At 67.3% G+C, this 13,627-nt stretch carries 13 protein-coding genes; 9 read left to right on the forward strand and 4 right to left on the reverse strand.

All coding sequences use genetic code 11. The annotated features are described in order from the left end of the window. Window positions 1–38: 38 nt before the first annotated feature. From LZD57_RS12955 to LZD57_RS12995, 9 genes are all read left to right on the forward strand, one after another. Window positions 39–2,399: a putative monovalent cation/H+ antiporter subunit A gene (locus LZD57_RS12955; RefSeq protein WP_233719895.1), complete on the forward strand. Its 2,361-nt coding sequence runs from the start codon at window positions 39–41 to the stop codon at window positions 2,397–2,399. After that, the gene (locus LZD57_RS12960) at window positions 2,396–2,815 is read left to right on the forward strand and encodes a Na(+)/H(+) antiporter subunit B (protein WP_233719896.1); all 420 of its coding nucleotides are present in this window, start codon (window positions 2,396–2,398) and stop codon (window positions 2,813–2,815) included. The genes LZD57_RS12955 and LZD57_RS12960 overlap by 4 nt, the downstream gene beginning before the upstream one ends. Then, complete coding sequence (locus tag LZD57_RS12965) at window positions 2,815–3,192, forward strand: Na+/H+ antiporter subunit C (protein ID WP_233719897.1); 378 nt, start codon at window positions 2,815–2,817, stop codon at window positions 3,190–3,192. Before LZD57_RS12960 ends, LZD57_RS12965 begins: the two co-directional genes overlap by 1 nt. Window positions 3,193–3,199: 7 nt before the next feature. After that, window positions 3,200–4,894 carry a proton-conducting transporter transmembrane domain-containing protein gene (locus LZD57_RS12970; protein ID WP_233719898.1) on the forward strand — a complete coding sequence of 565 codons (1,695 nt, stop codon included), beginning with the start codon at window positions 3,200–3,202 and terminating at the stop codon, window positions 4,892–4,894. Beyond that, window positions 4,891–5,364, forward strand: coding sequence for a Na+/H+ antiporter subunit E (locus tag LZD57_RS12975; protein ID WP_233719899.1), 474 nt, complete (start codon window positions 4,891–4,893; stop codon window positions 5,362–5,364). The genes LZD57_RS12970 and LZD57_RS12975 overlap by 4 nt, the downstream gene beginning before the upstream one ends. Continuing rightward, window positions 5,361–5,744 (forward strand): cation:proton antiporter, encoded by a 384-nt coding sequence (locus LZD57_RS12980; protein ID WP_233719900.1) that lies wholly within the window; start codon window positions 5,361–5,363, stop codon window positions 5,742–5,744. Before LZD57_RS12975 ends, LZD57_RS12980 begins: the two co-directional genes overlap by 4 nt. Beyond that, the gene (gene mnhG / locus LZD57_RS12985) at window positions 5,741–6,148 is read left to right on the forward strand and encodes a monovalent cation/H(+) antiporter subunit G (RefSeq protein WP_233719901.1); all 408 of its coding nucleotides are present in this window, start codon (window positions 5,741–5,743) and stop codon (window positions 6,146–6,148) included. Before LZD57_RS12980 ends, mnhG begins: the two co-directional genes overlap by 4 nt. Before the next feature lie 28 nt (window positions 6,149–6,176). Beyond that, window positions 6,177–6,557 (forward strand): DUF423 domain-containing protein, encoded by a 381-nt coding sequence (locus tag LZD57_RS12990; RefSeq protein ID WP_420844803.1) that lies wholly within the window; start codon window positions 6,177–6,179, stop codon window positions 6,555–6,557. A 162-nt stretch (window positions 6,558–6,719) separates the two neighbouring features. Further along, window positions 6,720–8,348 carry a CHASE domain-containing protein gene (locus LZD57_RS12995; RefSeq protein ID WP_233719903.1) on the forward strand — a complete coding sequence of 543 codons (1,629 nt, stop codon included), beginning with the start codon at window positions 6,720–6,722 and terminating at the stop codon, window positions 8,346–8,348. A 2-nt stretch (window positions 8,349–8,350) separates the two neighbouring features. On the opposite strand, the gene LZD57_RS13000 is transcribed toward LZD57_RS12995, so the two are convergent. The 4 genes from LZD57_RS13000 to LZD57_RS13015 are packed head-to-tail and all read right to left on the reverse strand — an operon-like array spanning window position 8,351 to window position 13,557. After that, window positions 8,351–8,803 carry a hypothetical protein gene (locus LZD57_RS13000; protein ID WP_233719904.1) on the reverse strand — a complete coding sequence of 151 codons (453 nt, stop codon included), beginning with the start codon at window positions 8,801–8,803 and terminating at the stop codon, window positions 8,351–8,353. A 25-nt stretch (window positions 8,804–8,828) separates the two neighbouring features. Continuing rightward, window positions 8,829–9,983, reverse strand: coding sequence for an osmoprotectant NAGGN system M42 family peptidase (locus tag LZD57_RS13005; protein WP_233719905.1), 1,155 nt, complete (start codon window positions 9,981–9,983; stop codon window positions 8,829–8,831). Next, window positions 9,984–11,777 carry an N-acetylglutaminylglutamine synthetase gene (gene ngg, locus LZD57_RS13010; protein WP_233719906.1) on the reverse strand — a complete coding sequence of 598 codons (1,794 nt, stop codon included), beginning with the start codon at window positions 11,775–11,777 and terminating at the stop codon, window positions 9,984–9,986. A 4-nt stretch (window positions 11,778–11,781) separates the two neighbouring features. After that, on the reverse strand, window positions 11,782–13,557 hold the full coding sequence (locus LZD57_RS13015; protein ID WP_233719907.1) for an N-acetylglutaminylglutamine amidotransferase: 1,776 nt from the start codon (window positions 13,555–13,557) through the stop codon (window positions 11,782–11,784). Window positions 13,558–13,627 lie beyond the last annotated feature (70 nt).

The following is a 13,627-nucleotide window of genomic DNA, read 5'->3' on the forward strand; positions in this document are numbered from 1 at the left end:
GGCGCCGGACCAGCGCGGGGGAAGGACAAGGGCGGCGGATGGCGGAAATCGAGGCGACGACCGGAGGAACCCTGGCCCTTGCCCTGCCATTCATCGCCGCAGCGCTCGCGCCGATCCTGAAGCGGATCTTCGGGGCCTATGCGGGCTGGATCCTGGCGCTGGCGCCGGCGGCGGCTTTCGCCATCCTCTTCTCCTTCCTGCCGACCGTCACCAGCGGCGGCGTCGTCTCCTTCGGCTACGAGTGGATCCCGGCCTTCGACGTCCGCTTCTCCTTCCGCATCGACGGCCTCGCCTCGACCTTCGGGCTTCTCATCACCGGCATCGGCACGCTGATCGTGCTCTATTCCGGCGGCTATCTCGCCGGCCACCGCGACCAGGGACGGTTCTTCTCCTTCATCCTGATGTTCATGGGCTCGATGCTCGGCCTCGTCCTCGCCGACGACCTGATGACCCTGTTCGTCTATTGGGAGCTGACCTCGATCACCTCCTTCCTGCTGATCGGCTTCGACCACGAGCGGGAGAGGGCGCGGCGCGGCGCCATCCAGGCGCTGGCGATCACCGGCGGCGGCGGCCTCGCGCTGCTCGCCGGCTTCATCCTGATCCGCGAACTCGCCGGCTTCAATTCGATGAGCGAGATCCTCGCCGCCGGCGACGCCCTGCGGGTCGGTCCGTATTACCTGCCGATCTTCGTTCTCGTGCTCGCCGGCGCCTTCACCAAGTCGGCGCAGATGCCGTTTCACGTGTGGCTGCCCAACGCCATGGAGGCGCCGACGCCGGTCTCGGCCTATCTCCATTCGGCGACCATGGTGAAGGCGGGCGTCTACCTGCTCCTGCGCATGCAGCCGGCGCTCGGCGACACGGCGCTGTGGACGACGGTGCTGCCGCTCTTCGGCGCCGTCACCCTGGTCATGGGGGCGCTGCTGGCGGTCCGCGCCACGGACATCAAGATCACGCTCGCCTACACGACCGTCTCCTCGCTGGGGCTGCTGGTCATGCTGATCGGCGTTTCGACCGAATACGCACTGATCGGCGCGGTGCTCTATCTGATCGCCCATTCGCTGTTCAAGGGCGGGCTGTTCATGGTCGCCGGCTCGGTCGATCATGGCGCCCATACCCGCGAGATCGGCAAGCTCGGCGGACTGGCGAGGCACATGCCGATCACCTTCGCCGCGGCGCTTCTCTGCGCGCTGTCGATGGGCGGCATCACGCCCTTCGTCGGCTTCCTCGCCAAGGAGGAGATCTATCACGCGCTGGAGCACGGCGACGCCTGGCACGTCATGCTGATGGCCGCCGCGATCCTCGGCAACGCGCTGATGTTCGCCGCCGCCTTCATCGTCGCGCTGAAGCCCTTCGTCGGCAAGTTGCCCGAGACGATCCACCATCCGCACGAGGGCTCGCCGACGATCTGGCTCGGTCCGCTCGTCCTCGGCGTGCTCGGCCTCCTCGGGGCGCTGTTCTACGAGACCTATCACCAGCTCTTCTCGATCCCGATGGCGAGTGCGGCGATCGGCGCCCCGGCGCAGATCGAGATCTCCTGGGTGCCGCATCTCAACCTCGCCTTCGTCCTGTCGCTGGCGACGATCGCCCTCGGCATCGTGATCTATCTCGCCTCGAACGCCATCCGCGCGGCGACGGGCGGGGCCCTCGCGGCGATCGGCTGGGGGCCCGATCACGGCTTCGACCAGGCGATGCGGGGCCTGTTGCGGTTTTCCTTCTGGATCACCAGCCGCGTCCAGTCGGGCCGCCTCGACTACTACATGACCGTCACGGTGATGGTGATCACCGCCGCCCTGTTCGCGCCGATGATCCTCGGCGGCGCGCTGCCGGCCGAGCCGCAGATGCCGGAGCTGCGCTTTTACGAGTGGCTCGTCGTGGCGCTCATCCTCGTCGGCATCGTCGCCGTGGTGGTCGCCAAGAACCGCCTGACGGCGATCGTCTCCCTCGGCATCCAGGGCTTCGGCACCGCGCTTCTCTTCATGCTGCTCGGCGCGCCGGATCTGTCCTTCACCCAGTTCATGGTCGAGACGCTGTCGGTGGTGATCCTCGCCCTCGTGATGACGAGGCTGAAGCTCTCGCCGGCCGACCATCGGCCGATGCGCGAGAAGCTGCCCGACGCCGCGCTGGCGGCCGCGGGCGGGGCGGGCTTCGGCCTGTTTCTCCTGTCGGTGGTGCAGCGGCCCTTCGATCCGCTCCTGTCCGATTTCTTCGAGCGCTACAGCTACGCGATCGCCCACGGCCACAACATCGTCAACGTCATCATCGTCGACTTCCGCGGGGTCGACACGATGGGAGAGATCGCCGTGGTGATGACGACGGGGCTCGCCGTCCTGGCGCTGATCCGCGTCCGGGTCGGCAGGAAGGGTCTGGCGCAACCCGATCCAACGGAGGCGACGCCATGAGGACGATCATCTTCCGCTTCACGGCGCCCTACCTCACCGCGCTGATGGTGCTGTTCTCGATCTTCGTGCTTCTGCGCGGCCACAACGATCCGGGCGGCGGCTTCATCGGCGGGCTGATCGCGGCCTCGGCCTTCGCGATCTACGGCATCGCCTGCGGCGTCGCGGCGGTCCGCCGGGCGCTCGGCTTCCATCCCATGGCGATCGCCGCGGCCGGGCTGTTCGCCGCCGTCTGCGCCGGCATCTTCTCGGTCTTTGCGAAGAGCGGCTTCATGACGGGTCTGTGGATCTTCCCGAAATTCTTCGGCACGGAGGTCGCCCTGTCGACGCCGATGCTCTTCGACATCGGCGTCTATCTGGTGGTGGTCGGGGGCATCTCGTCGATCGCGCTCGCCCTCGAGGAACGGGAGAGCGACTGATGGAAACCGTTCTCAGCCTCGTCGTCGGCTGCCTCTTCGCCGTCTCGCTCTACCTCATCCTGTCGAAGCACATCATCCGCATGCTGCTCGGCGTCGTGCTTCTGTCGAATGCGGTGAACATCCTGATCTTCAACGCCGGACGCATTACCTCCGTCGCGCCGCCGCTGGTGCCGGAGGGGGCCGAGGCGCCGCTTTCCGACGTCGCCAACCCGCTGCCCCAGGCGCTGATCCTGACGGCGATCGTCATCTCCTTCTCCTTCTTCGCCTTCCTCCTGGTGCTCGCCTATCGGGCCTATCAGGACCTCGGAACCGACGACACCGACCAGATGCGTGTCGCCGAGCCCGAGGAAGACGGCCCACCGCCGCTGGGATACTGATCGCGACATGGCCGCACCTTCTTCCGAACTTGCGACACTGAAGGCCGAGGCGATGGTCCACGGCGCCTATCAGGCGGCGGACTTCCTCGTCGTCGCGCCGGTCGCGCTGTGCCTGCTCTTCGGCGCCGGGCTGCTGATGATACGAAAGCGCGTCGACTGGCATCCCTTCGTCGCCATTCCGGGCTTCTGCCTCCTGTTTGCCGCCGACGTCCTCCTGCTCCTGAAGGTCGCGGCGGACGGCCCTCGGACGATGATGATGGGCGACTGGCAGCCGCCCTTCGGCATCGCCTTCACCGTCGACATGCTGGGCGCCCTGTTCGTCACCACGGCCGGGTTCGTGGCGCTGGCGTCGTCGATCTACGCGACCTTTTCGATCAGTCGGACCGAGCGGCGCTACGGATTCTTTCCCTTCCTGTTCCTGATGATGGGCGGGGTGTCCGGCGCCTTCCTCACCGGCGACGTCTTCAACCTCTATGTCTGGTTCGAGGTTCTGCTGATCGGCTCCTTCGGGCTTCTGATCCTCGGTTCGGAGCACGAGCAGCTCGACGGCGCGACCAAATACTGCTTTCTCAACCTCGTCGCGACGACGCTCTTCCTCGTCACCACAGGCTATCTCTACGGCCTCTTTGGCACGCTCAACATGGCCGACATCGCCGAAAAGGCCGGGCGGTTCGAGAACGACGGCGCGCTTTTGACCATCGCCGTCCTCTATCTCGTCGCCTTCGGCATGAAGGCGGCCGCCTTTCCGTTGAACTTCTGGCTGCCGGCCTCCTACCACACGCCGCGCTTCGTCGTGTCGGCGCTGTTCGCCGGGCTTCTCACCAAGGTCGGCGTCTATGCGCTGATCCGCGTCCTTCTGATGCTGTTTCCGCCCCAGCATGCCGATCTCGCGACGCTGATCGCCTGGGTGGCGGCGCTGACCATGCTGGTCGGAGCCTTCGGTGCCCTGGCGCAGAGCGACCTGCGGCGCCTGCTCAACTACTTCGTCATCGCCGGCATCGGCACGATCTTCGCCGGCCTCGCCCTGACCGAGCCCGGCGGCGGGGCGGCGGCCGGCATGGTCGCGACCTCTGCGGGGGCGGCGGCGACGGATGCCGCGGCGGGTGAGGCGGCTGCTCTTCTGCCGGGATCGACGAGCCAGGTCGTCGGGCTGTCGGGCGCCGTGTTCTACGCCGTCCACTCGATCATGGTGATGACCGCGCTCTATCTCGCCGCCGGCACCGCGGCGCGGATCGCCGGCTCCTCGTCGCTGCGGGTGATGGGCGGGCTGTGGCGGTCGAGACCGGCGCTGGCGGCGCTGATGCTGGTCTTCCTTCTGGCCGTCTCCGGGCTGCCGCCCTTCTCCGGCTTCTGGCCGAAGGTCATTCTGGTCCGAGGCGCGTTTCAGGCGGGGCTGCCGGTGCTGGGCGCGATCATCCTTCTCACCGGCTTCCTGATGACGGTGGCGAGCGCGCGGGTCTTCGCGCTGGCCTTCTGGCGCAATGCGCCCGCTGCGCCGGAAGCCGATGCCGAGAACGCCGTCTTCCGGGCGGAGGGCGAGCCCGCGCCGCTCGTGTCGCTCCTGCCCCTCCTGATGCTGGCGGTCTTCGTCGTCGCGGCCGGCATCCTGCCGCAGTGGCTGACGGAACTCACCGACGTCGCGGCCCGCGGCATCGTCGATCCCGCGGCCTATGTCGGCTCGGTCTTCGGAGGCGGATCGTGATCATGTTCCTGATCAACATCGTCCTGGCGCTGACCTGGACCGTCGTCAGCGGCTCCTTCACCTTTCTCAATCTCGTCTTCGGCTTCCTGCTCGGCGCCGCCTCGCTCTATCTGATCCGCCGGGAGATCGGCACGAGCGGCTATTTCGGCCGCCTCGGCCGGATCTTTTCGCTGTTTCTGCTCTTCCTGAAGGAATTGCTGATGTCGGCATGGCGCGTCGCGGCGATGGTGCTCTCGCGGGACATGGATCTCACCCCCGGCATCTTCGCCTATCGCCTCAAGGTCGACCGGGACTTCGAGATCACGCTTCTCGCCAACCTCATCACCCTGACGCCCGGAACGCTTTCGGTCGACGTCTCGGAGGATCGCTCGACCCTCTACGTCCATGCGATCGACTGTTCCGATCCCGAAGGCGCGCGGGCCGACATCGCCAACGGCTTCGAACGCAAGATCCTCGAGGCGTTCCGATGAATTATCCCGACTTCGCCGAATTCTTCCTCGACGTCTGCCTCGACCTGTCGCTGGTGCTGCTGGGGCTGGCCTTCCTGCTCACGGTGGTGCGGATCATCAGAGGCCCGACGCTGCCGGACCGGGTGCTCGGCCTCGACATGCTGACCTCGGTCGCCATCGGCTTCATCGCGGTCATCGGCATCGATACCGGCTTCACCCTCTATGTCGACCTGGCGATCGCCCTCGGCCTGGTCGGCTTCTTGGCGACCGTCGCCTTCGCCCGCTTCATCCTCGCCCGCGGCAAGACCGGCGACGACACGGAGCGCCAGGGCGTGACGGAGATGGACGACGATCCCTTCGCAGCCAGAGGCAACACGGTCGAAACGGGCAAGAGCCGATGATCGCAGCCACCCTTTCCATTCTCGCCGGCCTGTTGATCGTCGCCGGCTCCGCCTTTGCCGCGGTCGCGGCCTTCGGCATCCTGCGCCTGCCGGATCTCTACACCCGCATGCACGCCGCCTCGAAGGCAGGCTCCGTCGGCTCGGGCATGATGCTCCTGGCGCTCGCGCTGGTCTCCCACTCCGGGCCCGAAGCTCTCCGGGCGATCGCGGCCATCGCCTTCTTCCTTCTGACGGCCCCGCTGTCGGCGCATCTCCTCGCCAAGGCGTCCTATGCCGTCGGCTACAGGCTGTGGCCCGGCTCGGTGCTCGACGAGATGCCGCGCATGGCCGTCACCACCCGGGAATCCGACACGCCGGCGACGGACACCGTGCCGCCGGGCATCGAATCCGGCCGGCGGGGCTGAGGCGGCGATGTCGGCGAGCGGAGTGCGCGTGCTTTCGGGACTTTTCATCGTCTTTGCCGGACTGTTCGGCGCAGCCGGCGTCGCGGGTGCGGCGCTGGCCGCCCATGTCGCCGGCGACGACCGCTTCGTGGCGATCGCCGCCTCCATGGCGCTGATCCACGCACCGGCGCTGCTCGGGCTGGCGGCGGTTCTCTCCCGCGCACCGCGGCTGCTCGGTCTTTCCGGCGCCGCGCTGATCGTCGGGGTCGTGTTGTTCTCCGGCGACCTCGCCACCCGCGCGGCCACCGGCGCCTCGCTGTTCGCCAATGCCGCGCCGACCGGCGGGACGATGCTGATCGCCGGCTGGCTGCTCACCGCCGTCGCCGGCGCGCTGACTGCCCTTCGCGGCGGCGGCGAGGCGGTACGGTAATTCCTTAGCCACCCAAACAGCCGGCAAGAAGGTCACGGCGACCTTGAAAACGGGCATTCGACGTTTCGCTCAAGTGCATGATCGCCTATGAGATTCGGGCCGCCTCGCGTCTTGCGGGCGGCGCGGAGGCATGGCGATTCTTTGAGGAAGCGGATCCTCTCCGTGGTGGTGTTTTCCCTGGCGGCGGCCATCGGCCTGTCGCTGGCGGGGCAGCTTTGGATGTCGCGCGAGGATGCCGACCGCCGCCGTTTCGCGCGGATCACCAACGATGCCGTCGGCCGCGTCTCATCACGGCTCGAGCTGCATCTGTCGCTGCTCTATGCCGCGCGCTCCTTCGTCGCCGTCGCCGGCCCGGAGGTTCCGGTCGAGGCGTTCCGTCGCTATGTCGGCGGCCTCGACCTCGCCGAACGTTTCGACGGCATCCAGGGGATCGGCCTCGCGCTGACGATCCGGCCCACCGAGGCGGCCGCGCTGGGCGAGGATCTCACCGCCCGCTACGGACGGCCCGTGAAGGTCTGGCCGCCTGCGACTGACGAGGCGGTGCGAACGCCGATCGTGCTGCTCGAACCGCAGGACGAGCGCAACCGGGTCGCGCTTGGCTTCGACATGTATTCCGACGCCACCCGCCGCCAGGCGATCGACGCGGCGGCCGAGAGCGGCGGCGCGGTGGCCTCCGCGCCGGTGCGCCTCGTCCAGGAGATCGACGAGAACCGGCAGTTCGGTTTCCTGATCTATCTGCCGCTGGCGCCGGCCGGGGCGGCCGGGGCGGGGCCGGTGGGAGAGACGCCGGGCTTCGTCTATGCGCCCTTCCGGATCGGCGACATGCTGTCGGCCGCCCTGTTCGATCAGCCGCTCCTGCCGATCCACGTCGAGGTCTTCGACGGCACGGCGGCGCCGGACAACCTGATCTTCGCGTCGGCCGACACGCCGCCGCCGGGCGGGCCCGATCTGTCGGTCGAGCGGCGGATCGACGTCGCCGGTCGCAGCTGGCTCCTGAAAATCACACCGAGCGAACGGTTCGAGCGGTTGGGCTCGAACTATCCGGCGGCGCTTCTCGCCGCATTCGTCCTCTTCCTCGCCTCGACCCTCGCTTTGCTCACCCTGGTGCAGGCGCGGCGGCTCGAGGCCGTCGCAGCGCTCAACCGGGAAAGCGAGCGGAGCCTCGCGCAGAAGGACATGCACCTTCGCGAGATGAACCACCGGATCAAGAACTCGATCGCCCGCATGCTGTCGATCGCGCGGCAGACCGCACGACGAGCCACGAGCCTGGACGACTTCGTCGAAAGCTATTCGGCCCGGCTGCAGGCGATGGCCGCCGCGCAGGAAATGCTCGCCCGCTCGCAATGGAGCGAGGCCGAGCTGCGCGACCTCCTGGCCACCGAACTCGCCCAGGTCTTCGGCGATGACCACGGCGACTATCGGCTCGACGGGCCGGCGATCAAGGTCGACGAAACCGTGGCGCAGGCGCTCGGCCTGACCTTCCACGAGATCGCCACCAATGCGATGAAATACGGCGCGCTGTCGGATCCGGCCGGCTCACTGACGGTGGCATGGCGGCAGGACGGCAGCGATCTCCTCATCGACTGGCTGGAGACGGGCGGTGACAAGCCCGATCTCCCGGCCGCGAAATCCGGCTTCGGCACGAGGCTCATCGACATGACGATCCGCGGTGAATTGCGGGGTTCCATCGAGCGGACGGTCGAGGGCGACCTGTTCTCGATCCGCATCCGCTTCCCCTTCGCCCCCTCGAAAACGTCGCAACAGCGGGCAGTGCCGGGATCGCGGCTCTGAAATCACTCCGGCGGGCCGAGGCGTGGCGTGTCGTCTTCGCCGGGGCGGTATTTCAGCCCGGCCTGCCAGCCGGCCCGGCGGGCCTCCTCGACCGTCTCCTCGCGCGCGGCGATCTCGTCCTCCAGCGCTTCGCGCATGAGGCGCTGGCGACGCATGGCGAGCCCGATGAGCAGCATCGCCAGCATCGACAGGGTGGCGAAGGCCTGACGCTTGTCGAGTTCGGCCACCGGATCGGCGCCGATCAGCGCCGCGACGGCGATGAAGCCGAGAACGAGGACGAGAAGGACGTCGCCGCGCGACAGGACGAGGGCGACGAGGAAGACCAGGAGGACGACGGCCGCCAGAATCGGGTGGGCCTTGGCGGCGACGACGAGATCGGCCGAAAGCTCGCCGAGAAGGACGAGGAGGTTCCACAACAGCCGCCCGGGGATGGCGAGGACGTCGTCGAAGCTCATGGCGGACGGCCCCTCTGCCAGCCGCCTACTCGGCGGGGTCGGTGTCGCTCGCCAGTTCCTGCGCGGCTTCCACGTCCGGCTGGCGGGTGAAGCCCTTCAGCCCGGCATGGAAGTTGCGGTCGCGCTCGATCTCGACCGGCGAGGTCAGGTAGGCGGTGATCAACTCCGACAGCGAGCGCAGCGCGTGCATGTGGATGCGCTCGTAGCCGTGGGAGGCGTCGACGCCGAAGGTGATGAGGGCGGTCCGGACGTCGTGGCCGGCTTCGAGCGCCGAGGCGGAATCCGACCGGTAGTAGCGGAAGATGTCCTTCTGGTAGCGGATGTCCTCGTCCTGGCAGATGCGCACCAGCTTCTTCGTCAGGTGGTAGTCGAACGGTCCGGTCTGGTCGGCCATGCCGATGGTGACGCCGAACTCGGCCGAGTTCTGTCCCGGCGCCGAGGTGCCGTTGTCGACGGCGATCATCGAGGCGATGTCGGGCGTCAGGATCGACGCCGCGCCGACGCCGACCTCCTCGGCGATGGTGAAGAGCCAATGGGTATCGACCGGGGTGGATGCGCCGGAATCCTCCATGGCCTTGATCGCCGCCAGCATCACCGCGACCCCGGCCTTGTTGTCGAGATGGCGCGAGACGATGTAGCCGTTGTCGAGGAATTCCGGCTGCGGATCGATCGCCACCGTGTCGCCGACCTCGATGCCGAGCCTCGCCATCTCGGCGGCGTCGCGCGACAGCGCATCGACCCGCAGCTCGACGTAATCCCAGCCGACGGGGAGCGTATCGACTTCCTCGTTATAGGTGTGTCCGGAGGCCTTCAGCGGCAGGATGGTGCCCCGATAGGTGCCGGCATCGGAAAAGATCATGCAGCGCGCGCCCTCGGCGAAACGCGCCGACCAGTGGCCGATCGGCACGAGTTCCAGCCGGCCGTTCTCCTTGATCCGCTTCACCTGGGCGCCGAGCGTGTCGAGATGGCTGACGACGGCTCGGGCAGAAGCGCGCCGCGAGCCCTGGCGCAGCGCCGAGATGGCGCCCCGCCGGGTCAGTTCGACCTTCAGGCCGAGCCGTTCGAGTTCCTTGGCGACGTGCCGGACGACGGTGTCGGTGTAGCCCGTCGGGGAGGGAATTTTCAGGAGCGTCTTCAGCTGCTCGGTCAGATACGCGGTATCGATCGTAAGCCTCGGCACTCAGCCCTCCTTCAGCGATCTCCGCTGGTTGGTGCGGGCCGCTCTCACTGAAAATGGCACGGACAGCGGGAACAGCAGATCGACGAATCGCTCCGCCGTCGGTTGCGGTTCGTGATTTGCCAGGCCCGGCCGCTCGTTCGCCTCGATGAACACGTAGTCCGGCAGTGCCGGCGATTTGATCATCAGGTCGATGCCCGTCACCGGTATCTCAATTGCCCTCGCGGCGGCAACAGCCGCCTGGACCAGCGCCGGGTGAATATCCCCGGTGACGTCGTGAATCGTGCCGCCGGTGTGGAGGTTCGCGGTCTTCCGGACCGTGATCCGCTCACCCTCCGGCAGCGTATCGTCCATGGCGTAGCCGGACTGGCGCACGCAGCGCTCGGTCTCCGCGTCCATCGGCACCTTGCTCTCGCCGCCCGTCGCGGCCGAACGGCGGCGCGACAGATGCTCGATCAGGTCCCTGACGCTGGAGTGGCCGTCGCCGGTGATCACCGGCGGCTTCCTCAGCGCCGCGGCGACGAGGCGGTAGTCGATGACGATGAGTCGCAGGTCGTCGCCGGCAAAGCAGGCCTCGACCAGGACGTTCGGCGAATGCTGCCGCGCCGCCTCGATGGCGGTCTTCGTGTCTTCGAGCGTCTCGATGCCGACGGAAATGCCGCGCCCCTGCTCGCCGCGGGCGGGCTTCACGACGACCTGGCCGTGCTTTTCGAGAAAGGCCGAGAGCGCGGCGCCGTCGCTGTCGCCGGAAATCTGCTCGGGGACGGTCACACCCGCGGCTTCGACCATGCGCCGGGTCACCGTCTTGTCGTCGCAGATCGACATGGCGACGGCACTGGTCAGTTCGGACAGGCTCTCGCGGCAGAGCACCGTGCGTCCGCCATGGGTGAGGCGGAAGAAGCCGCCGGCCGCGTCCACCACCTCGGTGTGGATGCCGCGGCGCCGTGCCTCCTCGACGATGATCCGCGCATAGGGATTGAGTTGCTCGTATTCGGCGTTCGGGCCGGTGAAGAGCTTCTCGTTGATCTCGTTCTTGCGCTTGATGGTGAAATAGGAAACGCGGACGAAGCCGAGCTTTTCGTAGAGCCGGATGGCCTGCTCGTTGTCGTGCATCACCGACAGGTCCATGAAGGCGCAGCCTCTGGCCTGGAAATGCTCGGCGAGACGGCGCACCAGACTTTCGCCGATGCCGGGATGGGGCGCCTGCGGATCGACGGCGAGGCACCAGAGCGAGGAGCCGTTCTCCGGATCGCCGAATGCGCGCTTGCCGTGAACGCCGGTGACCGTGCCGAGGATCGCCCCGGTGGTCTCGTCCTCGGCGACGAAATAGGTCAGCGCGCGATTGTCGCGGTTGGTCCAGAAGAAGGCCGGATGCACCTGCACCATGTGGCGCGACTGGTAGATGCGGTTGACCTCGGTGGCGTCCTGCTCGGAGGCGAGGCGCCGGATGAAATAGCCGCGCGGCCGACGGGTGCCCGGCCGGTAGGTCGCAAGATCGAGCCTGTAGGTATGGGACGGATCGAGAAACAACTCCTGCGGCGCGTGGCTGAGCAGGACGTGCGGATCCTTGACGTAGAAGGCGATGTCGCGCCGGTCCGGACCCTCTTCGCGCAGCGAATTGGCGAGTTCGCGCGGATCGGCGAAGGTCTGGCCGAAGACCAGCCGGCCCCAGCCGCAATCGAGGATGGCGTTCTTCTTCAGTCCGTCCTGATCGGCCCGCGTCCGCGCGGCGGGGCCGCTCGGCCCGGAGGCGCGGAGTTTCTCCAGGCGATGGTCTGTCTTCTTCTCGACAGCCATCCGATCAGACTCCCTGTTCCTGCAGCCACAGTTCGAGAAGCGCGACCTGCCAGAGTTCCGAGCCCCGGAGCGGCGTGATGTGCTCCGAGGGGTTGGCGAAGAGTTCGTCGAGATAGGATTGCCGGAACAGGCCTCGGCTCTTCGCCGCGTCGTTGCTCAGCGTATCCCTGACCATGTCGAGATACGGGCCGGAGATGTATTTGAGCTGCGGCACCGGGAAGTAGCCCTTCTTGCGGTCGATCACCTCGGACGGAACGACCTGACGGGCGACTTCCTTGAGGACGCCCTTGCCGTCCTGCTTCAGCTTTTCCTCCGCCGGCACCCGGGCGGCGAGTTCGACCAGTTCATGGTCGAGGAACGGAACGCGCGCCTCGAGGCCCCAGGCCATGGTCATGTTGTCGACGCGCTTGACCGGATCGTCGACCAGCATGACGTGGGCGTCGACGCGCAGCGCCTTGTCGACCGGGTTCGTCGCGCCTTCCATGGCGAAGTGCCGGGCGACGAAATCGCGGGAGACGTCCTCCTCGGTCATCCATTCGGGCGCGATCTGGCCCTTCAGCGTCTCGTGGCTGCGGTCGAAGAAGGCGCCGGCATAGGCCGACAGCGGATCGTTGGCGCCGACCATCTTCGGATACCAGTGATAGCCGCCGAAGATCTCGTCGGCGCCCTGGCCGGACTGCACCACCTTGATATGCTTGGAGACCTCGCGCGAGAGCAGGTAGAAGCCGACATTGTCGTAGGAGACCATCGGCTCGGACATCGCCTTGATGGTGCCCGGCAGATGCTCCATCAGTTCGGAGCCCGGCACGAAGATCTTGTGATGCTCGGTGCCGTAGTGCTTGGCGATGATGTCGGAGAATTCGAACTCGTTGCCGACCTCGCCATTGGCATCCTCGAAGCCGATCGAGAAGGTGTTGAGATCCTTCTGACCTGCCTCGGCGAGAAGCCCGACGATCAGCGAGGAATCGACGCCGCCCGACAAAAGAACGCCGACCGGGACGTCGGCGACCATGCGCCGGTCGACCGCGAGCTTCAGCGCGTCCATGACGAGATCGCGCCAGTCGGTCGGCGACAGCTTGTCGTCGCCGGGGCGGGGCGAGAAGTCCGGCGCCCAGTAGACCTCGTCGTCGAAGGAGCCGTCCGGCGCGATCATCCGGGTCGTCGCCGGCGGCAGCTTGCGCACCCCCTTCACGATGGTCAGCGGCGGCGGGACGACGGCGTGGAAGGTCATGTAGTGGTGCAGCGCCTCGCGGTCGATCGTCCGGTCGACGTCGCCGGTGGAAAGGATCGCCGGCAGCGAGGAGGCGAGATAGAGGCGCTTGTCGGTCTGCGACAGATAGAGCGGCTTGATGCCGAAGCGGTCCCGCGCCAGCATCACCCGGCCGCTCTCGCGCTCGGCGATGGCGAAGGCGAACATGCCGTGGAAACGCTTGACGCAATCGCGGCCCCAGGCGTGATAGGCCTTGATGATGACTTCCGTGTCGCCGGTCGAGAAGAAGCGGTAGCCCTTGCCCTCAAGCTCCTGGCGCAGCTCCGGATAGTTGTAGATGCAGCCGTTGAAGGCGATGGTGAGGCCGAGTTCGGGATCGACCATCGGCTGCTGGGCCTTTTCACTGAGGTCGATGATCTTCAGCCGCCGGTGGCCGAGCCCGATCGGCCCGCGCACCACCTGCCCGGCCCCGTCGGGGCCGCGCCGGGCCAGACAATCGCCCATGCGTTGCAGCCGCTCGCCCGAGGCCTGATTTCCGTCGAAGCGAATCTCGCCGCAAATTCCGCACATGTCGCCTCAGTCTCCGTCGATCTCGCTTGCTCGAAATTGTGTCGGTCGAACGGGATATAGAGGCTGATGC

The organism is Jiella avicenniae (assembly GCF_021390325.1).
In the GTDB taxonomy this organism is placed as follows: Bacteria; Pseudomonadota; Alphaproteobacteria; order Rhizobiales; family Rhizobiaceae; genus Jiella; species Jiella avicenniae.

Excerpts from the sequence above, each read along its gene's own strand:
- LZD57_RS12955 (WP_233719895.1), top strand. The coding sequence starts at position 39 with ATGGCGGAAATCGAGGCGACGACCGGAGGAACCCTGGCCCTTGCCCTG.
- LZD57_RS12960 (WP_233719896.1), top strand. The coding sequence starts at position 2,396 with ATGAGGACGATCATCTTCCGCTTCACGGCGCCCTACCTCACCGCGCTG.
- LZD57_RS12965 (WP_233719897.1), top strand. The coding sequence starts at position 2,815 with ATGGAAACCGTTCTCAGCCTCGTCGTCGGCTGCCTCTTCGCCGTCTCG.
- LZD57_RS12970 (WP_233719898.1), top strand. The coding sequence starts at position 3,200 with ATGGCCGCACCTTCTTCCGAACTTGCGACACTGAAGGCCGAGGCGATG.
- LZD57_RS12980 (WP_233719900.1), top strand. The coding sequence starts at position 5,361 with ATGAATTATCCCGACTTCGCCGAATTCTTCCTCGACGTCTGCCTCGAC.
- mnhG (WP_233719901.1), top strand. The coding sequence starts at position 5,741 with ATGATCGCAGCCACCCTTTCCATTCTCGCCGGCCTGTTGATCGTCGCC.
- LZD57_RS13000 (WP_233719904.1), bottom strand. The coding sequence starts at position 8,803 with ATGAGCTTCGACGACGTCCTCGCCATCCCCGGGCGGCTGTTGTGGAAC.
- ngg (WP_233719906.1), bottom strand. The coding sequence starts at position 11,777 with ATGGCTGTCGAGAAGAAGACAGACCATCGCCTGGAGAAACTCCGCGCC.
- LZD57_RS13015 (WP_233719907.1), bottom strand. The coding sequence starts at position 13,557 with ATGTGCGGAATTTGCGGCGAGATTCGCTTCGACGGAAATCAGGCCTCG.